This is a genomic window from Micromonospora coriariae, assembly GCF_900091455.1.
GTDB lineage: Bacteria > Actinomycetota > Actinomycetes > Mycobacteriales > Micromonosporaceae > Micromonospora > Micromonospora coriariae.
In genome coordinates this window covers 3,167,455-3,190,601 of record NZ_LT607412.1, presented here as the reverse complement: position 1 = coordinate 3,190,601, position 23,147 = coordinate 3,167,455, and the positions used below count along the sequence as shown (strand labels likewise).

Here is a 23,147-nt window from a genome sequence, read left to right as displayed (position 1 = left end):
GATGCGGCAGACTCGGGCGGTGGCCGATCTGCTGGACCGGTGGCGGGCGGCGGCCCGGGGCGCCGGGGCGAAACCCGGCGCCGGCTCGACGCGGGCCGGGGAACGGCTGCTCGCCCGTTGGCGGGAGCCGCACCGGCGCTACCACACGGTGGCACACCTGACCGCCGTGCTCGACGTGGTGGACCGGCACGCCGGGCTCGCCGAGCGGGCCGACCTGGTCCGGCTGGCGGCCTGGTGCCACGACGCGGTCTACGACCCGCGGGCCGCCGGCGACGCCAACGAACGGGACAGCGCCGCGTTGGCCGGGAACGTGCTCACCGGGCTCGGCGTGCCGGCGCCCGCGGTGGCTCAGGTGCGCAGGCTGGTGCTGCTCACCGCCGGGCACGCGGTGCCGCCGGGCGACCGGGACGGCGCTCTGCTCTGCGACGCGGACCTCGGCGTGCTGGCCGCGCCGCCAACCGTGTACGACAGCTACGCCGCTGCCGTCCGGCAGGAGTACGCACACGTGCCGGAGCCGGCTTTCCGGGCCGGGCGGGCCGCAGTGCTCGGCGGACTGCTGGCGCTGCCCGCGCTGTTCCGGCTGCCACCGCTGGCGAGCCGGTGGGAGCAGCCGGCCCGGGCCAACCTGCGCCGTGAGCTGGCCACGCTCACCGGGCCGCCGGTGGGCGCGGGCTGACCAGATGCTTCGGGCGACGCAGGCCGGCGTCGCGGAGCAACCGCACCAGCTCCCGGCTCGGCACCACCCGGGCCCCGAGCCACACCGCCGCCGCGAACCGGTCGGCCGGGATGTCGTAGTGATCACGGTCGAAACCGCGCAGGGGCGCGCCCAGCGTCTCGGCGAAGGCGTGCAACTCGGCGTACGAGAGGTCGCTGATCAGGTGTGACCAGAGCCGACCGCGCCACGGCCAGGCAGGCCGGTCCAGGTAGAGCATGGTGCCCAAGCTAGCCCGCGCAGTCGATCATGTTGATGATCGGCGGCGGGCGACCTAGCCTCAGCTGCATGGCCCCCACTCCACTCCTCGACGAGCTGCGCGCCGCGCTGGGCGAGAACGCCGTGCTCACCGACCCGGACCTGCTGCGCATGCACGAGCGGGACGAGGCCGACCTCTGCGCGGCCGGCACCCCGCTCGTGGTGACCCGCCCCCGCGACACCGAGCAGGTGGTCGCGGTGATCCGGGCGGCGGCGCGGCACGGCGTACCGGTGGTGCCGCAGGGCGCGCGGACCGGGCTGGCCGGCGCGGCGAACGCGGTGGACGGCGCGGTGGTGCTGAGCACCGTCGCGATGGACGAGATCCGGGAGATCGACCCGGTGAGCCGGATCGCCGTGGTCCAGCCCGGGGTGGTCAACGCGACGCTGGCCGCGGCGGTCGGCAAGCAGGGGCTCTGGTACCCGCCCGACCCCGGTTCCTGGGAGTCGTCCACCATCGGCGGCAACGTGGCCACCAACGCCGGCGGCATGTGCTGCGTCAAGTACGGCGTGACCACCGAGTACGTGCTCGGCCTGGAGGTGGTGCTCGCCTCCGGCGAGGTGCTGCGCACCGGCCGGCGTACCGCCAAGGGAGTGGCCGGCTACGACCTGACCCGGCTCTTCGTCGGCTCGGAGGGCACCCTCGGGGTGATCACCGAGGTGACCGTGGCGCTGCGGCCCGCACCGGCCGACTCGCTGACCCTGGTGGCGGTCTTCCCGTCCACCGCGGCGGCCGGCGCGGCGGTGGCCGCGATCGCCGCCCGAGGGCTCACTCCGAGCCTGCTGGAACTGCTCGACCAGACCCACCTGCGGGCCATCGAGGCGTACCAGCCGATGGGGCTGCGGACGGACGCGCAGGCCCTGCTGCTGGCAGCCACGGACACCGGCAGCCGGGCCGCCGACGACCTGGCCGGCCTGGCCGAGGTGTGCGAGGCGGCCGGGGCCGACGAGGTCTACGCGGCCACCGACGCGGTGGAGGCGGCGGCGCTGCTGCAGGCCCGGCGACTCGCCCACCCGGCGATGGAGAAGTTCGCCGCCGACGCGTACCCGGGTGGCAACGGCGGTCTGGTGATCGACGACGTGGCGGTGCCGCGCGGTTCGCTCGCCGCGCTGCTGGACGGGGTGGCCCGGATCGCGGCGGAGTGCGAGGTGCCGATCGGCGTGGTGGGGCACGCCGGGGACGGCAACATGCACCCGAACATCGTGGTCGACCGCGCGGACCCGGCGAGCGTGGAGCGGGGCCGGCGGGCGTTCGACGAGATCATGCGGCTCGGCCTGGCCCTGGGTGGCACCTGCACCGGCGAGCACGGGGTGGGGCTGCTCAAGCGGGACTGGCTGGCGCAGGAGATCGGCCCGGTCGGGGTCCGGGTGCACCACGCGATCAAGTCGGCGCTGGACCCGGCCGGCCTCCTCAACCCCGGCAAGGTGCTCTGACCGGGCCGGCGGCGCGGGTCAGCCCTTGACCTCGGCCGGGGTCGCCTGGGTGAGCAGCAGCAGGATCTCCCCGGCGACCGGCGGGCGCTCCTCGCCCGGGCAGTCCTGCGAGGTGATCAGCCCGGCGGAGGTGAGCAGGCTGGAGGTCAGCGCGTCGATGCAGGTGACCCGGTACTTCCGGACCTGATCGGTCTCGTTCGCCAGCTTCGGGTCGGCCAGCAGCACCTGGAGCCGTTCGGTCTGCTCCGGGGCGAGCCTGCCCCGGGAGGTGACGCCGTCACCGGCGCAGTCGAGGCACTGCCAGGTGCCGTCCCGCTCGACGCTCAGCGTGCGTATCGGGCCGTCCGCGCCGAGCCGCTGCAGGAGGCTGACCTGACCCATGTCGACTGTCGTCGGGATCTCCGGCACCGGCCCGCCGGCTGCCGCGCCGACCGGCGGTTGCGCCGCCGGTCGGCTCCCGGTGTCCCGGTCGAGCAGCGAGCACCCGGTGAGGGCGCCGGCGAGCGCCGTGGCGAGAAGCGGAATGAGCAGACGGGAGCGCGCGCGTGAAAGCACGCGCGGAAACCTACCCCACCCTAGATAGCAGCCGAAACCACCATCCGGGCCGGTATCGATGGTTACCCTTCGGTAACGTTATTTTTCGTCACCGAGCGGACGGGCGCAACTCGGCCTGATCGTCGTCGCCACCCCGGTCAGCCGCGAAACCCCGTACATCCGGGGCGCCCAGCCGGACCGCGTCCGCCGCGGCGTCGTCCGGCATCAGCTGAGACTGCCGTTCCGCCTCCACCCGGGCGCGGTAGTGCTCGACCTCGCGGGACCGGGTGGCCGCGTCCCACCCGAGCACCGCGCCCATCAGCTCGGCGGTGTGCTCCGCCGACTCCAGCCCCCGGTGGCTGGTCTCGAAGGAGATCCGCGTCCGCCGGGTCAGCACGTCCTCCAGGTGCAGCGCACCCTCGGCCCGCGCCGCGTAGGCGACCTCCGCGGCCAGGTACTCCGGTGCGCCGGCCAGCGGGGAGGCGAGCAGCGGGTCGGCGTCGATCAGCGCGAGCAGATCCAGGGTGAGAGTGCCGTACCGCTCCAGCAGGTGCTCCACCACACCCACCGGCACGCCGTGCCGCCGGGCCAGGTCGGCCCGGTCCCGCCACATGGCGGGGTAACCGTCCGCGCCGAGCAGCGGCAGGTCGGCGGTGCGCGACGGGCGGGTGCCGCCCAGCCGGCGGGCGGCCCGGTCCACCACGTCGGAGGCCATGACCCGGTACGTCGTGTACTTGCCACCGGCGACGAGCAGCAGCCCGAGCATCGGCTCGAAGACCGCGTGCTCGCGGGAGAGCTTCGAGGTGGAGTCGGCCTCACCGGCCAGCAGCGGCCGCAGCCCGGCGTAGACGCCCTCGATGTCGGCAGTGGTCAGAGGCCGGTCCAGCACGGCGTTGACCTGCTCCAGGAGGTAGTCGATGTCGCGGGCCGACGCCGCCGGGTGGGACCGGTCCAGCCGCCAGTCGGTGTCCGTGGTGCCGATGATCCAGTGCCCGCCCCACGGTATGACGAAGAGCACCGAACTCGCCGTACGCAGGATGAGCCCGGTCTCGCCAGTGATCGCCGAGCGGGGCACCACCAGGTGCACGCCCTTGGAGGCGCGCACCCGGATGCCGGGCCGCAGGCCCACGTCGTTGAGCATCCGGGACATGTCGTCGCTCCACACGCCGGTGGCGGCGATGACGGTGCGGGCCTGCACCTCGAACTCGGCGTCCGGGGAACCGGCTGGCGCCTCCAGGTCGCGGACCCGGACGCCGGTCACCTCACGGGCCTGCCGGATCAGCCCGACCGCGCGGGCGCTGCTCACCACCGTGGCGCCGAGGCTGGCCGCGGTGCGGGCCAGGGTGACCACGAGCCGGGCGTCGTCGACCTGCCCGTCGTAGTAGCGGATCGCTCCGGCCAGCGCGTCGGCCCGCAGGCTCGGGAAGATCCGCCGGGCCCCCTCCCGGGTCAGGTGCCGGTGCAGCGGCATACCCCGGCCGCCGCCGAAGACTCCGGCGAAGGCGTCGTAGGTGGCCACGCCGGCGCCGTAGTAGGAACGGCGGAAGATGCGGGCGGGCAGGTCCCGCAGGCCGTTACCGGCCGGCAGCGGCACCAGGAACGGCACCGGGCGGACCAGGTGCGGCGCGAGCCGGGTGGCCAGCAGGCCCCGCTCGGTGAGCGCCTCGTGGACCAGGTGGAACTCCAACTGCTCCAGGTAGCGCAGGCCGCCGTGGATGAGCTTGCTGGACCGGCTGGAGGTGCCCGCGGCGAGGTCGCGCGCCTCGACCAGGGCCACCTTCAGACCCCGGGACGCCGCGTCCAGGGCGGCGCCGGCACCGGTCACCCCACCCCCGATGACCAGCACGTCGAAGCGCTCCGCGCGGAGTCGGCGCAGGTCGGAGGCGCGGCGCAACGGCGAGAGCTGCCCGGCGACGGAGCGGGAGATGTTGGGGTCACGCACCTGTCCACCGTAACCGCCGCGCCAGCGTGTCGGCATGCGCCGCCCGCCCCGTACTGTGCGAGTCATGCAGGTCGGCTCTCCGTCACCCGCTGGTCAACCACCACCCCACCAGCCGTCGCCACCGGGCCGGTCCAACCCGTGGCCGGTGGTTGCGGCCGTGCTCGCCGGCGGCTGGACGGTGGCGGTGACAGTAGCCACCCAGGCGGGTGGCTGGCTCACCGACCAGGTGCTGCTCGGCTTCGGACGGGACCGGGTGGGCTGGCTCTGGCCGGTGCTGGGCCTGGCCACCGTCGTACTGGTGGGCACGCCGGCGCTGCTGCTGGCCCTGCTGCCCCGGTCGGCCGCGGTCCGGGCCACCGGGCGGGCCTGGCTGGCTGCGGCGCTCGCGCTCGGGGTGCTCACGCTGGCGCGGGTCGTACCGCCGGTGCACCACGAGGCGTACCTGGCCGCCCTGGCCGGCACGGCGGCGCTCACCGCGGTCGTCCTGCGCTGGTCGGCACGCCGGTCGGCTTCCGCCGGGCCGGCCGGCTCGGGGGCCCGCGCGGCGACCCGTCCGGTTCCCCTGCTCGCGGTCGCCGCCGGGCTCGCGCTGCTGCTGCCCTGGGCCTGGCTTGGCGCGCTCGGCGGGCTGCTGGAGACCGCGCTCGCCGTGCTGGCTGCCGCCGCGCTCGGGGTGCTCGCCGCGACGCTGCTGGACGCTCCCTTCTGGTCCCGGTTCGCGGTCGGCCAGCCGCCCCGGCCGGCCCGGTTGGTGCTGGTCGGTGGCCTGGTGGCCGGGGTGGCGCTGCTGCTGCTCGCCGCCGGCGCCGGCCAGTCCGGTGCACAGCTCCCCGCGCTGCTGACCCTGCCGCCGGTGGGCTTCGCGCTGGCCGCCCTGTGGGCCGCGGCCTGGCGTCCGGCCGCCGACGGCGCGGCGCACACGCCCGACCGGGCGACCGACGCCGTACACGCCGGCCGGGCCGCCACCGGCTGGCTGGTGGGCCTGGCCATGCTCGGCCCGCTGGCCTTCACCGACCCGGAAGAGATCACCCTGCTGCTGGTCGGCACCCGCGACGTGCCGTTCTGGGTCGCGGCCACCGCCGGTGCCGGCCTGGCCGTCGCGGCCGTGGTCGCCATCGGGTACGCGGTGCTGCTGGCCCGGCGCACGGCCCGCACCCCGAATCGGCGGGTGGCCGCGCTCACCGCGGTGGTGCTGCTGATCGCGGTGGGCGTGGTCGACCTCGGACCCGGTCAGCCCGGCCTGCACGGCGAGCGGCTGCTCGTGGTGCTGCGCGAGCAGGCCGACCTGACCGGCCTGCCGGCGGGCGCACCGGGCCGCGCCGGACGGGACGCCCGGGCGGCGGAGGTCTACCGGCGGCTCGTGACGACCGCCGACCGGAGCCAGGCCGACCTGCGCCGGGAGCTGAGCCGGCTGCGGCTCGATCCGGTGCCGTACTACCTGGTGAACGCCGTCGAGGTGGACGGCGGTCCGGCGGTGCGGGCCTGGCTCGCACGCCGTCCGGAGGTGGCCCGGGTGCTGGTCAGCCAGCGACTGCGGCCCCTGCCGGCCCCGGCCGGGCAAAATCGCGGTACCGCGGCCGCGCCGACCGGCCCGGAGTGGAACATCCGCCAACTCGGTGCCGACCGGGTCTGGTCGCAGCTCGGCGTGACCGGCGCGGGCATGGTGGTGGGCAGCTCGGACTCGGGTGTGGACGGCGCCCACCCGGCGCTGCGGGCCGGGTTCCGCGGCGGGGACGACTCCTGGTACGACCCGTGGGACGGCACCCGGACCCCGACCGACCAGGGCGGGCACGGCACCCACACGGTGGGCAGCGCGGTCGGGCGGGGTGGCATCGGGGTGGCGCCGGACGCGCAGTGGGTGGGCTGCGTCAACCTGGACCGCAACCTGGGCAGTCCCGGGCACTACCTGGACTGCCTCCAGTTCATGCTGGCGCCCTTCCCGGCCGGCGGCGATCCGTTCACCGACGGCCGGCCGGAGCGCGCCCCGCAGGTGCTGACCAACTCGTGGGGCTGCCCGCCCATCGAGGGCTGCGACCGGAACGTGCTGCGGCCGGCCACCGCGGCGTTGGACGCCGCGGGAATCTTCGTGGTCGCCGCGGCCGGCAACACCGGTCCGTGGTGCGCGTCGATCGACGACCCGCCGGCACCGTATCCGGACGTGCTGACCGTGGGTGCCGTGGACGCACAGAGGCGGGTGGCCGAGTTCTCCTCGCGTGGGCCGGTGCGGGGCGGTCCGGCCAAGCCGGACGTGCTGGCGCCGGGCGTGGGCGTGCTGTCGGCCATGCCGGGCGGCGGGTACGCCAAGCTGGACGGCACCTCGATGGCGACCCCGCAGGTGGCCGGGGTGGTCGCGCTGATGTGGTCGGCCAACCCGGCGCTGGTCGGCGACCTGGCCCGGACCCGGCAGATCCTGCGGGACACCGCGACGCCGGCCGTGCCGACCTACCGTTCCAGCAACCCGGCCGACGCGTGCGGCGGACCGGCGAACGTCACGGGGGCCGGCCAGGTCGACGCGTACGCCGCCGTCCAAGCCGCCCAGCGGTAAGGAAGGGCACCTTGTTAACGCCTGCGGTGGTAGAGGGGCCCCTTATTAACACGACGGGCGGGAGCATCTAGGGTCGGCGACCATGGACGCCGAGATCACCGTCACCGAGCTGACCGCCGACCTGGCCCCCGCCGCGGTGCGGCTCTGCGAGCAGGCGCTCGACCTGCCCGAGGACGCCGTCGAGGCGGCCGCCATCGTGGACGCGCTCTGGCCCCGGGCCGCCGCCGACCGGACGGTGGTGGGGCTGGGTGCGTACCGGGACGCGGATCTGGTCGGGGTGCTGCTCTGTTCGGTGTCGTCGGCCGACCCGGCTCTCGGGCACGTGGACCTGGTCGCGGTGCTCCCGGACCAGCGTCGTCGGGGCGTCGGGCGGGCGCTGATCGAGCGGGCCGAACGGGTGCTCGCCGAGCACGGGGTGACCGATGTGCTGCTGGCCGGGAACCCGCCGTATTACGCCTGGCCGGGCATCGACGTGCGCTACACGCCGGCCGTCTGCGCCGCCCTGGCACTCGGCTACCAGCAGGACCGGACCGCCTGGAACATGACGGCCGACCTGTCGTACGACGGGTCGCCGGCGTTGCGGTCCACCGAGGCGGCCCAGCGGCGGCTGGCCGGGCAGGGAATCACGGTACGCCGGGCGGACCCGGCGGACCTTCCGGCGCTGACGGCGTTCGCCCGGTCCACCTTCGGTGGCGCGTGGGACGGCGAGTTGGCCGGGTCGGTGGGTCGCGACGGCGCGGGTTGCCACCTGGCGGAGCGGGCGGGCGAGTTGCTCGGCTTCGCCGCCTACGGGTCGTCCCGGCCGAGTTGGTTCGGGCCGATGGGCACCGCGCCGGCCGCCGAGGGTTCGGGCATCGGCGGGGTGCTGCTGCGTCGCTGTCTGCGCGATCAGCGGGAAGCGGGGCTGGACCGGGCGCAGATCGGCTGGGTGGGGCCGGTGCCGTTCTACTCCGGCAGCGCCGGCGCCCGAATCGAGCGGGTCTTTTTCTTGTATCGCCGGACACTGAACACCAAATAAGGGCGAATAGGATATAGACCCAGATAGTGCCATTCGCCCGCGTCGGGCATCGACGCCCCCTACCGTTTTCGGTAGAGGAGGCAGCCATGACCACGGATGACGACCAGACCGAGGACGGCCCGCAGGTCACCTGGAAACCGGTCGGCGAACTCCCCGGCCAACTGCCGCTCGACCGCCTCGACTACGGCGACGCCGAGCAGTTGGCCGAGATGACCACCAACGGCGAGCCGGTGGCCGACGAGCCGCAGGAGATGGTGGACGCGCCGATCCAACTGCGCCCGCCGTACGACCGGGCGCAGAAGCGGCGCAACCAGCGCCCGCTACCCACCTGACGACGAACGGGGCGGACCGCGTCAGCGGCCCGCCCCGTTCCGTGTCGGAACTGGACTCAGAAGTCCATGTCCCCGCCACCCGGGCCAGCCGGGGCAGCCGGGGTCTTCTCCGGCTTGTCCGCGACGACGGCCTCGGTGGTGAGGAAGAGCGCCGCGATGGAAGCGGCGTTCTGCAGCGCCGACCGGGTCACCTTGGCCGGGTCGATGATGCCCGCGGCCAGCAGGTCGACGTACTCGCCGTTGGCGGCGTTGAGGCCGTGACCCGCTTCGAGGTTACGAACCTTCTCCACCACGACGCCGCCCTCGAGGCCGGCGTTGACGGCGATCTGCCGCAGCGGGGCGTCCAGCGCGACCTTGACGATGTTGGCACCGGTCGCCTCGTCGCCGACCAGGTCCAGCTTGTCGAAGGCGGTCTTGCCGGCCTGCACCAGCGCGACGCCACCACCCGGGACGATGCCCTCCTCGACGGCGGCCTTCGCGTTGCGAACGGCGTCCTCGATGCGGTGCTTGCGCTCCTTGAGCTCGACCTCGGTGGCCGCGCCGACCTTGATGACCGCAACGCCGCCGGCCAGCTTGGCCAGCCGCTCCTGCAGCTTCTCCCGGTCGTAGTCGGAGTCGCTCTTGTCGATCTCGGCCCGGATCTGGTTGACCCGGCCCTGGATCTGCTCGGCGTCGCCGGCACCGTCGACGATGGTGGTCTCGTCCTTGGTCACCACGACCTTGCGGGCGCGGCCCAGCATGTCGAGGCCGACGGCGTCCAGCTTGAGGCCGACCTCCTCGCTGATGACCTGGCCACCGGTGAGGATGGCGATGTCGGCGAGCATGGCCTTGCGGCGGTCACCGAAGCCCGGCGCCTTGACGGCGACCGACTTGAAGGTGCCCCGGACCTTATTGACGACCAGGGTGGCCAGAGCCTCGCCCTCGATGTCCTCGGAGATGATCAGCAGCGGCTTGCCCGACTGCATGACCTTCTCCAGGATCGGGAGCAGGTCCTTGACCGACGAGATCTTGCTGTTGACGATCAGGAGGTAGGGGTCGTCGAAGACGGCCTCCATGCGCTCCGGGTCGGTCATGAAGTAGGCCGAGATGTAGCCCTTGTCGAAGCGCATACCCTCGGTGAGCTCCAGCTCCAGCCCGAAGGTGTTGCTCTCCTCGACGGTGATGACGCCTTCCTTGCCGACCTTGTCCATCGCCTCGGCGATGATCTCGCCGACGGTGCTGTCGCCAGCGGAGATGGAGGCGGTGGAGGCGATCTGCTCCTTGGTCTCGACGTCCTTGGCGAGCTTGGACAGCTCCTCCGAGACGCTCGCGACCGCGGCCTCGATGCCCCGCTTCAGGGCCATCGGGTTGGCGCCAGCGGCCACGTTGCGCAGGCCCTCGCGAACCAGGGCCTGGGCCAGGACGGTCGCCGTCGTCGTGCCGTCACCGGCAACGTCGTCGGTCTTCTTGGCGACCTCCTTGACCAGCTCAGCGCCGATCTTCTCGTACGGGTCCTCGAGCTCGATCTCCTTGGCGATGCTCACACCATCGTTGGTGATGGTGGGGGCACCCCACTTCTTCTCGAGCACGACGTTGCGGCCCTTGGGGCCGAGGGTCACCTTTACGGCGTCGGCGAGCTGGTTCATGCCCCGCTCGAGGCCGCGGCGCGCCTCTTCGTCGAACGCGATCATCTTGGCCATACGGCGTTGTCCTCCTGGACACTCACGGGCCACCCGGATGTGTCCCCGGATGGGCCGCCTGGTGTACGCACCTTGGGACGTCGCCACCTGGCGACGACGACGTCCTTCGGCCGGGCCGGATAGCCCGCGACGACCGGCCATGTGTCACCCCGGCGTCTCCACACCGGCGCGACCGTGGCCCCACCGTCCCGACCATTGGCACTCACGGTATGCGAGTGCCAATGACTTGTTTAGCACTCTCCCCTGCCGAGTGCAAGCACGAACGCCTGGGTCAGCCGAGTTCCGCGGCCATTCCGGCGGCGTTCACCGGCCTCTCATGGGCCCGCTGCTCGGCGTACGTCACCAGCAGCCCCACCAGTTGCGCGAGATGGGCGGGGAGGGCCAGCACCGCGCCGACGGCGATCACCAGGACCACGCCGACCGCCGAACCCGGGGTGGCGAGCGGGTCGGCCCCGAACGGGGCGCTGCCGACCCCCTCCAGCACGCTGGCGACCAGAGTGCCGACGATCACCGCCGCCGCCACCAGCGCCACCCGCCCCAGGAACAGCCCCAACCGGTCGTGGAACATCCGGAACGACCGGCCGATGGGATTCTCCCGCTCGAAGAGATAGACCGGCCCGGCCATGCTGAGCGCGAAGGCGAGGTAGATGCCGGGGAGGACGCAGAAGCAGAGGCCCAGGCCGACGATCACGCCGATCAGCAGCGTCCAGCCCCAGAGCCCGAGCGCGCGGCGCAGGCCGTAGCGCAGCGCCTCACCCAGGCTGACCGGCTCACCGACCGCCTGACGGGTGATCACCCAGGTGCCGGCCGCCCAGCCCACGGCCTGCACCAGCCCGATCAGCAGACTGCCGCCGATGAGCACCAGGAACACTGTCGCCAGGTCGGTCAGGAAGGAGTCCGGTAGAGCGGTCGACTGCTCGACGGCGGTCGTGTCCCACTTCGCGGTCGGGTCCAGCCCGAGCGAGAGCACCGACAGCACCGCCGCCGGCAGCACCTGCGTGAGCAGCAGGATGGGCAGCAGCAACCTCCAGCCGCGCCGGACCGCGCCCAGGCACCTGTCGAACCAGGCGCTCAGTCCTGCACCGGGTGGGGTGACCAGCCGGTCCGCCGGGTCAAGGCCCGGCGGATACCACCCGGCGGCCGGCGGTCCCGGGTACCAGGGCTGACCGCCGTACGGCCCGACGCCGACCGGGTAGCCGCCGGTGGGCGGGAACACCCAGCCCTGGGGCGGCGCGCCCGGTGGCGGCCCCCAGCCGGGCGGCACGTTCGGGTTCCAGCCGGGAGGGGTGCCCGGCGGCGGGCCCCAGGGGGACGGCGCGGTCGGGTCACCAGCGGGAGGCGGACCGGGCTGGTTCGGGTGCGGGCCGGACGGGTCGACGCCACCGGCATGCGGACCGGACGGGTCGGGCTGACCTGGGGGTGGGACGGCCGGGGGCGGCTGGTCGGACATGAACCCTCCTCAGCGACGGCTGGAATGGTTCAGGATCTTCCAGGGTCCGGCCGCGTAACGCAGCCCCGGCCCCTCCGGGTAGCTTGCGTCGGCTCTCAGGCGATGACGCGCACCCGCTCCGCCTGCGGGCCCTTCTGGCCCTGCGCGATGTCGAACTCCACCCGCTGACCGTCGTCCAGCGCCTTGTAGCCGTCCATCTCGATCGCGGAGAAGTGGACGAACACGTCCTGACCGCCATCGACGGCGATGAAGCCGTAGCCCTTTTCGGAGTTGAACCACTTAACGGTGCCCTGTGCCACGGTGCACTTCCTCACTCTGCGCGGCGTTGCCTGCCCCGGCGCGCGGCATGGCCGGGCGCCTCCGGGCCACCGCTCCGACGATCGATGACGGCCGTTGAAACGGGTGACCGAAATCGCACGCTACACGAGGAGTGACGGCCGCGCACGACCACAAATCGGGCATATTTCGATCGCTCCGACCCCGTTCCGTCGACCCGGGTTCCCGATCATCCAGATTCACGCCGATGATTGCCTCGGAGTGGCGTGGACGGGCGACGCCGGGCGCGCAGACCCCGGAGCGGGGTTGTCGGAACAGCGGTCCGTGGCGGGAGGCGCACGGCACCCCGGCGACCGGGCTGTCGAAGCCGGCCGATGGTGGCCGGGCGCGGCCGGAGTCGCCGTCCGCCGCTGTGATAGGCATGCGGCATGACCACCTATCCGCGCGGGGCCGCCCCACGGCTGGCGGAGATTCGCCGGGTCCTGCCGGCGGACGCCGCACGGATGCGGGCGCTGCGCCTGGAGATGCTCGCCGACGCGCCGCTGGCTTTCCTGGAGACCCTGGCCGACGCGGCGGCCCGACCGCACGCCGACTACGCCGCCCGGGTCGCGTACACCTCGATCGGGTCCGACACCGCGCAGTTCGTCGCCGACCCGGGCGGCCGGCTGGTCGGGCACGCCGGAGGCACCGTCACCCCGACCGAAGCCGGCCTCACCGTCATCTACGCGGTCTACGTGACCCCCGCCTGGCGGGGCGGTGGGCTGCTCGCGGAGCTGGTCGACGCGGTGGCGGCCTGGTCACGGGCGTGCGGGCGGCCCGAGCTGATGCTGGAGGTGGTGGTCGGCAACGACCGGGCCTACCGGGCGTACCAACGACTCGGCTTCGTCGACACCGGCGTGCGCGTCCCGCACCCCACCATCCCCGCGCTCACCGAACTCCAGATGCGCCGCCCCGCCTAACCCCACCCAAGAAGACCACCAAAGAGGCAGCGCCCCGCTGATGCACACCCACGGCCGGGCAGCCTCCCGACCAGCGTGCCCCGAGAGGGTTTCCGGGGCAGCCCGCCCCGCGCAGGGATCAAGCCTGACCGCCCGGAGCGGGGCGGGCTGCCCCGGAAACCCCAACCGCAACCAAAAGCAAGATCAGACGGGACGACGAGACTGCACGATCCGGAACCGATTCGCCACGTACGCCCCGTCGGTCAGCGCGGAGTTGGCCGCCGGGTTGGCGCCGCTGCCGTGGAAGTCGGAGAAGGCCGCGGACTGGTTCACGAAGACCCCGCCGGTCAGGTTGCAGGACAGGTGCACCCCGACGTCGACCGCCACCGCCTCGGTCGCGTCCAGCACCGCTTCGTCGGTGGAGTAGACACCCGCGGTCAGCGCGCCCTTCTCGCCGACCGTCCGACGCAGCAGCTCCAGGCTGTGCGCGGTGGACTCGGTGGCGATGGCGAACGAGATCGGCCCGAACCACTCGCGGCCGTAGGTCTCCGCGTCGTCCGCGGCCAGCTTCACGATGGTCGGGGTACGCACCACCGCGTCGGCGTACGCCGGGTGCGCCACGGCCCGGGACTCCAGCACCGGCTCGCCGACCTTGGTCACCTCGGCCAGCCGCTCCAGCACACCGTCGTTGACGATGGCGCCGGTCAGCTCCACACCGCGGGCCGGGTCGGCGGTCAGCTTGCCGACCGCAGCGGCGATCCCGCCGGCCACCTCGTCGAAGCTCTTGTGCCCCTGGTCGGTCTCGATGCCGCCGGCAGGGATGAGGATGTTCTGTGAGGTGGTGCACATCTGGCCGCTGTACAGAGTCAGCGTGAAACCGAGGTTGCGGCACATCCCGGCGAAGTCGTCGGTGGAGTCGATCACCACCGTGTTCAGCCCGGCCTTCTCGGTGTAGACCGCCGCCTGCCGGGCGTGCGTCTCCAGCCAGTCGCCGTACTCGGTGGAGCCGGTGAAGTCGACGATCTTCACGGACCGGTGCAGGGCCAGGTCGCTGGCGAGCTTCTCGCCGGGCGCCTCGGCGGCCAGCATGATCAGGTTCGGGTCGAAGCCCGCCTCGGCGAGCACCTCCCTGGCGTACTTCACGGTGATGGCCAGCGGCAGCACCGCGCGCGGGTGCGGCTTGACGATCACCGGGTTGCCGGTGACCAGCGAGGCGAACAGCCCCGGGTACGAGTTCCAGGTCGGGAAGGTGTTGCAGCCGATCACCAGCGCCACCCCGCGCGGCACCACGTGGAAGGTCTTGGTCATCCGCAGCGGATCGCCCTTGCCGGCGGCCTTCTCCCAGCCGGCCGTCCCCGGGTGGCGGGTCATCTCGGCGTACGCGTACGCCAGTGCCTCCAGCGCCCGGTCCAGCGCGTGCGCGCCGCCGGCCTGGAAGGCCATCACGAACGCCTGCCCGCTGGTGAACTGCACAGCGTTGGCCAGCTCGAAGATGTGCTTGTGCAGCCGGTCGAGGATCTCCAGGCAGACGCCCACCCGAGCCTGCGGGCCGGCGTCGCGCCAGGCCGGCAGCGCGGCCGTGGCGGCGGCGATCAACTCGTCGGTGCCGGCGTGCGGGTAGCGCACCGCCAGCTCCACTCCGAACGGGCTCGCCTCGGTGGCGACCCGGTCGCCGGCGCCCGGCTGGTCGAGCGGGAAGTCGCCACCCAGGTACGCCTCGAAGGCGGCCTTACCGTCCGCGGCGGCGGTCTCACCGTAGACGCGAGGGCTGGGGGATTCGGGATAGGCGGACCAGTAGCCCCGCTCCGTGATCGCGGTCAGCGCACGGTTGAGGGTGTCGGCGTGCCTGTCGTACAGGGGATGCGGGGTCTCCGTCATGCCCGCCATCATGCCGCAGCCGTATCCGGGAGCAGAAGCGCCAATGCCCGACAGCGCGGCAGGCGGCATTCCCCGCCGGCGGATGGGCTGACGGCCGGCGCCACCCGGGCCGGTTCCGGTGCCCGAGGGGCGCGGCGCCGCGATTGGCCCCGACGGCAGCGGGTAACCGCCGGGCTCGGGCCAGGAAAGGGCGACGCGTGGGGATCACCGAGATCCGGGTGCACGGGGTGGCCGACAAGGGTCCGGAGACGATCCTCGACCGACCCATCGTCGTGCGAATCGCGGGAGACGACGACGCGGGCTTCTACCGACCCCGGCCGGGCTTCGGCGACCCGGCGGACCCGGGCGGGGCGACGGTCGAGGCGTACCGCTGGAGCCGGCTGACCGGCGGCACAGCGACCCGGACGTTCTCGCTGGTCCTGCTGCTGCCGTTCATGCTCAGCAACATCGCGGTCTGGATGCTGCCGGTTCCCGGTCGGGGCGGCGCCGCGGCCCGGTCGGTGTGCCGCCTGCTGGCCGCGACGATGACCGCGATGTACGTGCTCTCCACCGTCGGGGTGTCGCTCGACCTGATCGCCTGGCAGTGTGCGGCGTACCCGAGGTGCCTGGAGGGGCGCCGGGAGGTCTCCTGGCTGGGTGACGTGCCGCCGGGCCAGCGGCTCGCGTTGCTGGCCGTGCTGCCGATCATCGCGATCGCCGTGGTCTGGCGGCTCGGCGCCCGGACCTGGCAGCTCCCCGAGGACAGCGCCCGGACGCCGGGGGTGGGCGCCGACAGGCTCGACACGCCCGGCTTCTGGGACACCCGCTCCTTGCTGCGCCGTCTGCGCTCGATCCACGTCGCGCTGGCACTGGGCACGCTCAACGCGACGCTGCTGCTGACCCTGGCCCCGCACGACGCCGCGCCGCCCGGTTGGCTGCTGCTGGCCGCGGACGTGGTGCTGCTCGCCGGCGCGGTGGTGCTGCTCTGCCGGCCGGCGATCGAGCGGCGCGGCGAGCAGGACCAGCGCGGCGCGTCGACGATCCGGTGGGTGGCGGTCGCGCTCACCGCGCTGACCCTGGGGTACGCGCTGACGCCCCGGCCTCCGTGGTCGGCTGAGGGGACGCTGCCCGGGTACGACGTGTTGGTCGCCGGGCTCTTCGCCGGGCAGATGGTGCTGCTCGCGGTGTTGGGCCTGGTGGTCCTGGTGCAGCGCCGTCACCTACCGCGGCCACGCGCCCTGTCCACCGGGTTGGGCGCGCCGGTGCTGATATCCGTCGCGATCGGGCTGGGCGTCGCGTACTCCTCGGGCCTGACCTACGGCCTCGCGGAGTACCTGGACCGTGGTTCCAGCCCGACGCCCGCCCGGCCGCTGCCGCCCGACGCGCCACCGCTGGCGCCACCGATCGCCTACCGCTGGGTCACCCTGGGTTTCTCCCTGGCGGTGCTCGTGGTGATCGCGGTGGCGCTGCTCGCCCCCCGGATCGGCCGGGACCGCCGCCGCCGGGCGGCCGAGGAGCTGGTCCAGCGGGACTACCCGGAAGCGTCGCGGGTGCCACCGGAACGCGCTCGGGCCGTCCGGGACGCGCTCGTGTGGGCCCGGCTGGCGGATCGGCTCGGGCCGCTGTTGTCCTTCGCGTACGTGGTGCTGGCGGTGCTCACCCTGGCCGCGGCCGGGCTGTCGGTGATCGGCCTCGGGCCGGGCAGGCTCGCACTCTCGCTCGGCGGCGAATCGCTGGCCCGTCCGGTGGTCTTCGTGACCGACCTCGGCGCCCTGCTGATCGGCCTGTTCGCCCTGACCCTCGCCGGGATGGGACTGTTCGCCTACCAGTCCGGCGCGATCCGGCTCGTCGGGGTCCTCTGGGACCTGGCCACGTTCTGGCCGCGCGCCGCGCACCCGCTCGCCCCGCCCTGCTACGTCGAGCGGGCGGTCCCCGAGCTGACCCGCCGTATCAGTCAGCTCATCGCTGACGGGGAGTGCGTGGTGCTGTCCGGCCAGAGCCACGGCAGCGTGCTGGTCGCGGTGACGGCGCTTCAACTCCCGGACGACTGCCGACGTCGGGTCGCGCTGCTCACCTACGCCTCACCCCTGGGGAGCCGGTACTGCCGGGTCTTCCCGGCGTACGTCAACGGCGAGGTGTTGCGGAAGGTGGGCGACCAGTTGTCCTGGCGGTGGATCAACCTCTGGCGGTACACCGACCCGGTGGGCGGGCCGGTGTTCGCTCCGAGGCCCGCCATGACGAATGATCCGGCGGCCCGGGTCGACCGCCGGGTACTCGATCCCAAGGGGTTGCTCATCCCGCCGACCGACACCGTGCCGCCCCCGGTGCACGGGCACCGGTTCATCCCCGACGGGGACTTCCACGCCGCGATCCGCGACCTGGCCGGACAGGTGGACCGGCCGGACGGCTGACCGCCCGGATCAGAGGGTGAGCTGCCAGTCGGTCCACGAGTCCACCGGGCGGAAGCCGAGCCGCTCGTTGATCGCCACCATGTAGCTGTTGCTGGCCGCGTTGAACGTGTCGATCACGCGTACCGCCGGCTCGTGGGTGAGCAGGTGGTGCAGGTTCTCGACCTTGGCGAGCAGACCGAGGCGGTGGCCGCGGTGGTCCGGGTCGACGATGGTGATCTGCTGGAACGCGTGCCAGTCGGCGGAGGCGCCCACGTCCAGCAGGGTCCAGGCGACCAGCCGGCCGGACGCCTCGTGCCGCACCCCGAGGTGGTAACGCCGTCGGCCCCGGGCGTCCAGCGACCGTTCGTTGCCACGGATGCGCTCGGCGTCCACCTGCTCCGGCTCCCACTGGACGTCTCCCATGGGCGCATCCATGAGCAGCCGGCCATCCAGGTAGGCGATGTCCGCGACGTACTCCTGCGGGGTCGCCCCCTGCCAGCAGACCGACCGGTAGCCCTCGGCTCGCGGGCGGGCCTCGGCCAGCGCCGCTCGCAGCGCCATCCGGTCGATTTCACTGATGTCGAGCCGGCGACGTACCTCGGCCAACGCGGCCTGGGCACCGGTCGAGGCGGCGAACGCGTCGCCCGCCACCGATCGGGCCGGCCCGTCGGGCAGCGCGGAGACAGTCATCGCGACCACCCGCTTGCGCCCGTGCTCGCGGAGCAGGCGCACCGCGTACTCGTGCAGTGCCCGGCCGACGCCCCGCCGCCGCAGCTCGGGACGCACCACCAGCTCAACTGTGGCGTTGTCGGTGTTGTCCAGTTGCGGAAGCTCGAGCTGGAGGTAGCCGGCCGGCACGCCGTCCAGCCGGGCCAGCGCCCAGAGGGTGTCGGTGCCCGGCATCGGCGTGTGGAAGAACGCGTCGAAGCGCCGCCGGCAGAAGGGCGGGAAGTCCGGCAGATCGGCGTCGTTGGCCTCCGCGCCGATCCGGTACGCCTCGTCGACCGCGGCCCGGTCGGCGCCGTCGAACGACGCGATGGTGATGCTCATGCCGCCGAGCGTGCACCCCGGAAACGCGATCGGGCCAGCGAATTAATCGCTGGCCCGATCGGACGTGGTCGGGAGGGACACTCGCACAACGCCTCCGGCGTTGGGTCGCAAGAACTTCAAAAGTCTCCGGCGAAATGCCCTCCCGCACGGAGCATCTTGCGCCGTCCGGTTCCTGCCGTCAAGTCCAGAGCGGCGGGTTTTCCACACTCACAGCTAAAAGCCAGTTACCCGGCGGATCGGCCCGATCCCCCGTCCGGGCGATCCCCCATCCCCCACCCGCCCGCCGGGCTCAGCCGAGGAGGCCGGCGTCCCGGGCGGCGCGGAGGGAGGGCTTGATGTGGTGGGTCGGGCCGACCTGGTTGGCTACCGCGTCGATTGTCTTTAGGCCCTCGCCGGTGTTGAACACGACGGTTTCCGCAGTGGGGTCGAGCCGGCCGGACTCCACCAGCTTGCGCAGCACCGCCACGGTGACCCCACCCGCGGTCTCGGCGAAGACTCCGGTGGTACGTGCCAACTGTCGGATGCCGGCGCGGATCTCGTCGTCGTCGGCGTACTCCATCCAGCCGTCCGTGCGGCGGACCGCCTCCAGGGCGTAGAGGCCGGCGGCCGGGTCACCGATGTTGAGCGACTTGGCGATGCCGGTGGGCTTGACCGGGGTGATCGTGTCGGTGTCGGCGTGCAGGGCGGTGGCGATCGGGTTGCAACCGGCGGACTGTGCACCGAAAACCTTCCAGCCGCCGGCCGGCGCCTCGACCAGACCGACCTCGACCAGCTCGGAAAACGCCTTGTCAATCTTGGTGAGCAGCTCGCCGCTGGCCATCGGGATGACCACCTGGGCCGGGATCCGCCAGCCGAGCTGCTCGGCCACCTCGTAGCCGAGTGTCTTGGAGCCCTCGGCGTAGAACGGCCGGACGTTGACGTTGACGAAGGCCGTGTCCTCGAACTCGTCGGTCTCCACCAGCTCACCGCAGAGCCGGTTCACATCGTCGTACGAGCCGTCGATGGCGACCAGGTCGCCGCCGTAGACCGCGGTGGTGATGACCTTGCCCTGCTCCAGGTCGCTGGGGATGAAGACCACCGAGGGCACCCCGGCGCGGGCGGCGTGCGCGGCCACCGAGTTGGCCAGGTTGCCGGTGGAGGCGCAGGCGAACCGGGTGAAGCCGAGTGCCCGGGCGGCGGTGAGCGCCACCGAGACGACCCGGTCCTTGAACGAGTGGGTCGGGTTGGCGCTGTCGTCCTTTACCCAGAGCGGCGCGGTGATGCCCAGCTCGGCGGCGAGGTGCGGGGCCGCCACCAGCGGGGTGAGCCCCGGGTTCAGTGTGACGCGGGTGGACGGGTCCTGACCGGCGGGCAGCAGCGCCGCGTACCGCCAGATGTTGTCCGGGCCGGCCTCGATCTGCTCACGGGTGACAGTAGCCAGGGCTGCGGCGTCGTAGTCGACCTCCAGCGGGCCGAAACACTCGTAGCAGGCGTGCTGGGCGGCGAGCGGGTAGCGGGCCGAACAGGCACGGCAGACCAGAGCGCGGGCGGGGCTGGCGGAGGTGTCGATGCCGGAGGCGGCGAGCGTCGACGTCATGTCGAGGGTCCTCTCATCTTTCCCCGCATCGCACGGTGCGGCGGGGACGGAATTGGCACCTGCCCCGCGGGGCGCTCAGCGGTGAGCGCGCGGGGTGGTTGCCGGGGCGTCGTCGGGCCGTATCCCTCAGCCCCTCTGGATGAGGTATTCAGTTGTGCCGCCGAGTTTACGCATCACCACGCAGGGCGCTCACGCGCGTCCCGCGTGGTGAACAGTGGCCCGGGCGAGCCGCCGCACCCCGGCCACCGTGCCGTGCGTCAGTTCCCCGGGTAGGGGTCTCCGCAATCGCGGCCGTTGGCGTAACCGGGAACGTTGACGAAGGCGATGGCGTCGTACGCCACGTCAACCGTGCCTTCCGCGCCCGCGACGATGTTGTCGAGTTGGACCTTGGCTCCCGGGTAGAGCCAGGTCCACCCCAGCGACACCCACTTGTCCTCCCAGTTCGCGGAGTTCTGGTCGATCGAGCAGACGATCTGGTGATCGGAACCCCCGGCACCTCCGTCGCCCTGCGAGATGATGTAGTCGACCTGCTCGTTGGCGCCGTGCGACGGCAGGTGAACGACGATCTCGTAGTCGTCCGACGGCAGATCCGTCGTCCAGGTGCCGAGCACCCGGTGACGCTTGAACTCCTCGCTGCCGCCGGAGTCACCGTCGTACGAGTGGGTGAACCAGGTGTGCCCCAGGTAGCCGGCACCGACCTGGTGCAGGTCCACCTGCCCGTGCAGGGCCGCGTACGACCCGAAGGGGCTGCCGGTACGCAGCGTGAACTTGCCGCCCCGGGGCTGCGGTGCGCACCCCAACCGGTTCAAGCTGGAGTCCCCGTTGGTGTCGTCGATGACTGCGGCGACCGTGCCGATGTCGGCCTTGAACGGCGTGCAGGCGGTCGGGTAGACCCGCAACAGCGGTGGCTCGGACGAGCTCAGCGAGTACGCCAACCGCTCCCTGGCGCACTTGGCGGCACACCCGTCGCTCCAGCTCGTCGTGCCGTGCCACCAGCAGTTCGAGTTGTCGGACGGGCACGGGCTGGCGACGTTGGGAGTGCAGTAGTTGACCGTCCCGCAGAACTGGTAGCGACCGGGCAACTGAAGCTGGTTGTTGGAACCGGCGCCGAAGGCCGGCGTCAGGTACTTCGTCAGCGGGTCGATCCACTGCCACTGCGGCACCTCCGCCCACCCCATAATCTTTTCCGGGTAGGACCAGTCGGCCGGGTGGCTCGCGTCGTCCTTGTCAACCCGGAGGAACGGGTCCCTGTTCGCCTTGTACTGCGGGTTGGCCGGATTGTTGAACCAGCCGACGCCGTACGGGCCGCCGGTGTTCTGGTACACGCCGGAGTTGTAGCCCCACACGGCCAGGTACCAGTTCTCGATGAAGGCCGGGTTGCCGTTGTTGACCATGGATTGGGTCTGCGCCACCTCCAGCCACTTCGCCTGCAGGATCGCCATGCCGGCGGCGATGTTGGCCTGGTAGTCCATCGCGATGGCCTGCTGTTGGAACGAGTTGTACGTGGTCTGGCCCCTGGCCATGCCGTCGGTCACCTGGGAGATGCCGTAGCCGCAGTCGGCCGACGAGTAGTCGATGATACGAATGTCCTCCTCGTGGGCCCGGTGACCGTAGTAGTCCGAGATCAGCGGGTTACCCGCGTCCCCGGGCACGGCGTGCCACGACGCCTGGGCCAGGTTGGTTTCCTGCGCGAGGATCGCCAGCATCAGCTGTGCCGGCACGTTCGGGGCGTTCGTCGGCTTCTTGAACATCACCTGCGGCTTGTAGGTTCCGCCGGTGCCCGGAATGGACCGATCGATCGTCAGCACACCGTTGGCCGCCCGATCGACGGCCCATTCGACCTGATTGGCACTGGGCTGCAGAACCTGGGTGAACAGGTCGTTGCGGCCGATCGCGCACTTCGGGTCGCCCGGATCGGTGATCGGCGGCAGGTCGTCCAGCAGGGCGGCCGCCGTGGGACCGGTGAAGGTCGGCCGAGCCACGTCGGCGGGAGCCCGGCGCTCGGATCGCACAGTGCCCGACCGTGTCTCGCCGCTGACGGGCGACTCGACCGTGACCCGCAGAACGCCAGCTGCCGCCCGCCGGCCCGCCATGCGCTCCCGCGTCTGCTCGACCGACATCCCCTGCACGACGAGGTGCCCCTGCCGCGACACGCCCTGGGCGGGTCGGCTGCTGCTCAGCAGCTGCAGGTCGCGGGCGGCGCCAACGGCTATCCCGGTCACGTCCCCGACCAGCGCGTTGCGTCCCTCTGCCAGGCCGAACAGTTCGAGCTGCTTGCCGGGCGAGGTGCCGAGATGGGTCAGTCCGCCAGCCCGATGCCGGTAGGCGGCCGATCGCTCGACGCCGCCCTCCGACTTGAGCGTCACCAGGTCGAGGGCGGCGTCGGCCGTGGCCCGCAGCCCGTAGGGCTGGCCGCCCGGCCGCGCGACCACGGTCGGCCGGCCGTTCTTGGCGACCCGGACGACCTCGCCGCGGATGACGCCGTAGTCGCCGCCCGGCCCGGGCGCCGGATTGGTGAGCTGCGCCTGCACCCGCCGGGTGGTCAGGACCTTGCCGGCGACCGCGTCCACCGTCAGCAGATCCGTCTGCTGCTGGTCCCGGCCGATGGCCCGGGTGAGCAGGACGCGGTCGTCCGGCCCACAGCCCGGGTTGAAATAGCTGAGCTGCACGTCGTGGGCGACCTGCCGGGCGACGCCGGTGCGGACGTCGACCACGGCCGCGTGCGCCCCCGCGCTGACCTGGTCCGGCTTGTTGGTGGCGATGACCGGCGCGTAGACCACTGCGGCGTACCGGCCGGAACCGGTCAGGCAGACGTAGCCGGTCCAGGCGCCGGCCTCGGTCCGCCCGCCGTTCAGGGTCGCCAACCGCGACCAGGCGAAGGCGTCCTTCTCCCGGGCAATGTAGAGGTGGAAACCGTCGGTGTCGCCCGATCCGGTGACCAGGACGTCGGAGGACGACTTCCAGTCGTCACCGAGAACGCGGGCGGGGTCGGTGACGGCGGCCTGCCGGCCGGCGTCGGGTGTGGACGGGGTGGGGGCGGCGGAGGCGGTCTGGGGCGCGACGGTCACACTCGCGGTGAGCGCGATGGTTGCCAGGACGGCCCGCAGGCGCGAGGCGAGCATGGGGGACCCCTTCGGGCGGCGGCGAGTTCGGAGGATC

17 protein-coding genes and 1 riboswitch are annotated in these 23,147 nt (G+C 72.7%); of the genes, 7 read left to right on the top strand and 10 right to left on the bottom strand.

The annotated features are described in order from the left end of the window. Positions 1 to 19: 19 nt before the first annotated feature. A complete protein-coding gene (locus GA0070607_RS14955) occupies positions 20 to 676 on the top strand; it encodes an HD domain-containing protein (RefSeq protein ID WP_231931047.1) in 657 nt (218 codons plus the stop codon). Here the strand turns inward: GA0070607_RS14955 and GA0070607_RS14950 are convergent. After that, positions 648 to 932 (bottom strand): DUF4031 domain-containing protein, encoded by a 285-nt coding sequence (locus tag GA0070607_RS14950; protein ID WP_089018756.1) that lies wholly within the window; start codon positions 930 to 932, stop codon positions 648 to 650. The two genes, GA0070607_RS14955 and GA0070607_RS14950, sit on opposite strands and share 29 nt — an antisense overlap. Before the next feature lie 68 nt (positions 933 to 1,000). On the opposite strand from GA0070607_RS14950, the gene GA0070607_RS14945 reads away from it, so the two are divergent. Continuing rightward, the gene (locus GA0070607_RS14945) at positions 1,001 to 2,401 is read left to right on the top strand and encodes an FAD-binding oxidoreductase (protein ID WP_089018755.1); all 1,401 of its coding nucleotides are present in this window, start codon (positions 1,001 to 1,003) and stop codon (positions 2,399 to 2,401) included. A gap of 18 nt (positions 2,402 to 2,419) precedes the next feature. Here GA0070607_RS14945 and GA0070607_RS14940 read toward each other — a convergent pair whose 3' ends face one another. Together GA0070607_RS14940 and GA0070607_RS14935 are read right to left on the bottom strand one after the other, a co-directional pair. Next, complete coding sequence (locus GA0070607_RS14940) at positions 2,420 to 2,956, bottom strand: hypothetical protein (RefSeq protein ID WP_089018754.1); 537 nt, start codon at positions 2,954 to 2,956, stop codon at positions 2,420 to 2,422. 88 nt (positions 2,957 to 3,044) lie between these two features. Continuing rightward, a complete protein-coding gene (locus GA0070607_RS14935; RefSeq protein WP_089021866.1) occupies positions 3,045 to 4,862 on the bottom strand; it encodes a glycerol-3-phosphate dehydrogenase/oxidase in 1,818 nt (605 codons plus the stop codon). A 79-nt stretch (positions 4,863 to 4,941) separates the two neighbouring features. Between GA0070607_RS14935 and GA0070607_RS14930 the strand changes: the two genes are divergently transcribed. From GA0070607_RS14930 to GA0070607_RS14920, 3 genes are all read left to right on the top strand, one after another. Further along, positions 4,942 to 7,422, top strand: a complete 2,481-nt coding sequence (locus GA0070607_RS14930) for a S8 family serine peptidase (protein ID WP_089018753.1) — start codon at positions 4,942 to 4,944, stop codon at positions 7,420 to 7,422. A gap of 82 nt (positions 7,423 to 7,504) precedes the next feature. Then, entirely contained in the window at positions 7,505 to 8,440 is a 936-nt protein-coding gene (locus tag GA0070607_RS14925; RefSeq protein WP_089018752.1) for a GNAT family N-acetyltransferase, read from the top strand. 86 nt (positions 8,441 to 8,526) lie between these two features. After that, complete coding sequence (locus tag GA0070607_RS14920; protein ID WP_089018751.1) at positions 8,527 to 8,772, top strand: hypothetical protein; 246 nt, start codon at positions 8,527 to 8,529, stop codon at positions 8,770 to 8,772. Positions 8,773 to 8,828: 56 nt separating this feature from the next. Here GA0070607_RS14920 and groL read toward each other — a convergent pair whose 3' ends face one another. The 3 genes from groL to GA0070607_RS14905 all read right to left on the bottom strand — a co-directional run bounded on the left by groL (position 8,829) and on the right by GA0070607_RS14905 (position 12,200). Next, positions 8,829 to 10,451, bottom strand: a complete 1,623-nt coding sequence (gene groL / locus GA0070607_RS14915) for a chaperonin GroEL (protein WP_089018750.1) — start codon at positions 10,449 to 10,451, stop codon at positions 8,829 to 8,831. A gap of 271 nt (positions 10,452 to 10,722) precedes the next feature. Then, positions 10,723 to 11,901, bottom strand: coding sequence for a hypothetical protein (locus tag GA0070607_RS14910; protein ID WP_157743160.1), 1,179 nt, complete (start codon positions 11,899 to 11,901; stop codon positions 10,723 to 10,725). Between the two features lie 95 nt (positions 11,902 to 11,996). Continuing rightward, the gene (locus GA0070607_RS14905; protein ID WP_089018748.1) at positions 11,997 to 12,200 is read right to left on the bottom strand and encodes a cold-shock protein; all 204 of its coding nucleotides are present in this window, start codon (positions 12,198 to 12,200) and stop codon (positions 11,997 to 11,999) included. A 405-nt stretch (positions 12,201 to 12,605) separates the two neighbouring features. Between GA0070607_RS14905 and GA0070607_RS14900 the strand changes: the two genes are divergently transcribed. After that, positions 12,606 to 13,136, top strand: coding sequence for a GNAT family N-acetyltransferase (locus GA0070607_RS14900; protein WP_089018747.1), 531 nt, complete (start codon positions 12,606 to 12,608; stop codon positions 13,134 to 13,136). 183 nt (positions 13,137 to 13,319) lie between these two features. Here the strand turns inward: GA0070607_RS14900 and paaN are convergent, their stop codons facing one another. Continuing rightward, on the bottom strand, positions 13,320 to 14,993 hold the full coding sequence (gene paaN, locus GA0070607_RS14895; protein ID WP_172899036.1) for a phenylacetic acid degradation protein PaaN: 1,674 nt from the start codon (positions 14,991 to 14,993) through the stop codon (positions 13,320 to 13,322). A gap of 197 nt (positions 14,994 to 15,190) precedes the next feature. On the opposite strand from paaN, the gene GA0070607_RS14890 reads away from it, so the two are divergent. After that, complete coding sequence (locus GA0070607_RS14890; RefSeq protein WP_089018745.1) at positions 15,191 to 17,383, top strand: hypothetical protein; 2,193 nt, start codon at positions 15,191 to 15,193, stop codon at positions 17,381 to 17,383. A 9-nt stretch (positions 17,384 to 17,392) separates the two neighbouring features. Here GA0070607_RS14890 and GA0070607_RS14885 read toward each other — a convergent pair whose 3' ends face one another. From GA0070607_RS14885 to GA0070607_RS14875, 3 genes are all read right to left on the bottom strand, one after another. Next, entirely contained in the window at positions 17,393 to 18,412 is a 1,020-nt protein-coding gene (locus GA0070607_RS14885; RefSeq protein ID WP_089018744.1) for a GNAT family N-acetyltransferase, read from the bottom strand. Positions 18,413 to 18,701: 289 nt separating this feature from the next. Then, positions 18,702 to 19,988 (bottom strand): threonine synthase, encoded by a 1,287-nt coding sequence (gene thrC, locus GA0070607_RS14880; protein ID WP_089018743.1) that lies wholly within the window; start codon positions 19,986 to 19,988, stop codon positions 18,702 to 18,704. Positions 19,989 to 19,998: 10 nt separating this feature from the next. Next, a riboswitch (SAM riboswitch) is annotated at positions 19,999 to 20,134 on the bottom strand. A 111-nt stretch (positions 20,135 to 20,245) separates the two neighbouring features. Beyond that, complete coding sequence (locus tag GA0070607_RS14875) at positions 20,246 to 23,110, bottom strand: hypothetical protein (protein ID WP_089018742.1); 2,865 nt, start codon at positions 23,108 to 23,110, stop codon at positions 20,246 to 20,248. Positions 23,111 to 23,147 lie beyond the last annotated feature (37 nt).

Coding starts and splice junctions, on each gene's coding strand:
- GA0070607_RS14950 (WP_089018756.1), bottom strand. CDS start 932: ATGCTCTACCTGGACCGGCCTGCCTGGCCGTGGCGCGGTCGGCTCTGG.
- GA0070607_RS14945 (WP_089018755.1), top strand. CDS start 1,001: ATGGCCCCCACTCCACTCCTCGACGAGCTGCGCGCCGCGCTGGGCGAG.
- GA0070607_RS14930 (WP_089018753.1), top strand. CDS start 4,942: ATGCAGGTCGGCTCTCCGTCACCCGCTGGTCAACCACCACCCCACCAG.
- GA0070607_RS14925 (WP_089018752.1), top strand. CDS start 7,505: ATGGACGCCGAGATCACCGTCACCGAGCTGACCGCCGACCTGGCCCCC.
- GA0070607_RS14920 (WP_089018751.1), top strand. CDS start 8,527: ATGACCACGGATGACGACCAGACCGAGGACGGCCCGCAGGTCACCTGG.
- groL (WP_089018750.1), bottom strand. CDS start 10,451: ATGGCCAAGATGATCGCGTTCGACGAAGAGGCGCGCCGCGGCCTCGAG.
- GA0070607_RS14910 (WP_157743160.1), bottom strand. CDS start 11,901: ATGTCCGACCAGCCGCCCCCGGCCGTCCCACCCCCAGGTCAGCCCGAC.
- GA0070607_RS14900 (WP_089018747.1), top strand. CDS start 12,606: ATGACCACCTATCCGCGCGGGGCCGCCCCACGGCTGGCGGAGATTCGC.
- paaN (WP_172899036.1), bottom strand. CDS start 14,993: ATGACGGAGACCCCGCATCCCCTGTACGACAGGCACGCCGACACCCTC.
- GA0070607_RS14885 (WP_089018744.1), bottom strand. CDS start 18,412: ATGAGCATCACCATCGCGTCGTTCGACGGCGCCGACCGGGCCGCGGTC.
- thrC (WP_089018743.1), bottom strand. CDS start 19,988: ATGACGTCGACGCTCGCCGCCTCCGGCATCGACACCTCCGCCAGCCCC.
- GA0070607_RS14875 (WP_089018742.1), bottom strand. CDS start 23,110: ATGCTCGCCTCGCGCCTGCGGGCCGTCCTGGCAACCATCGCGCTCACC.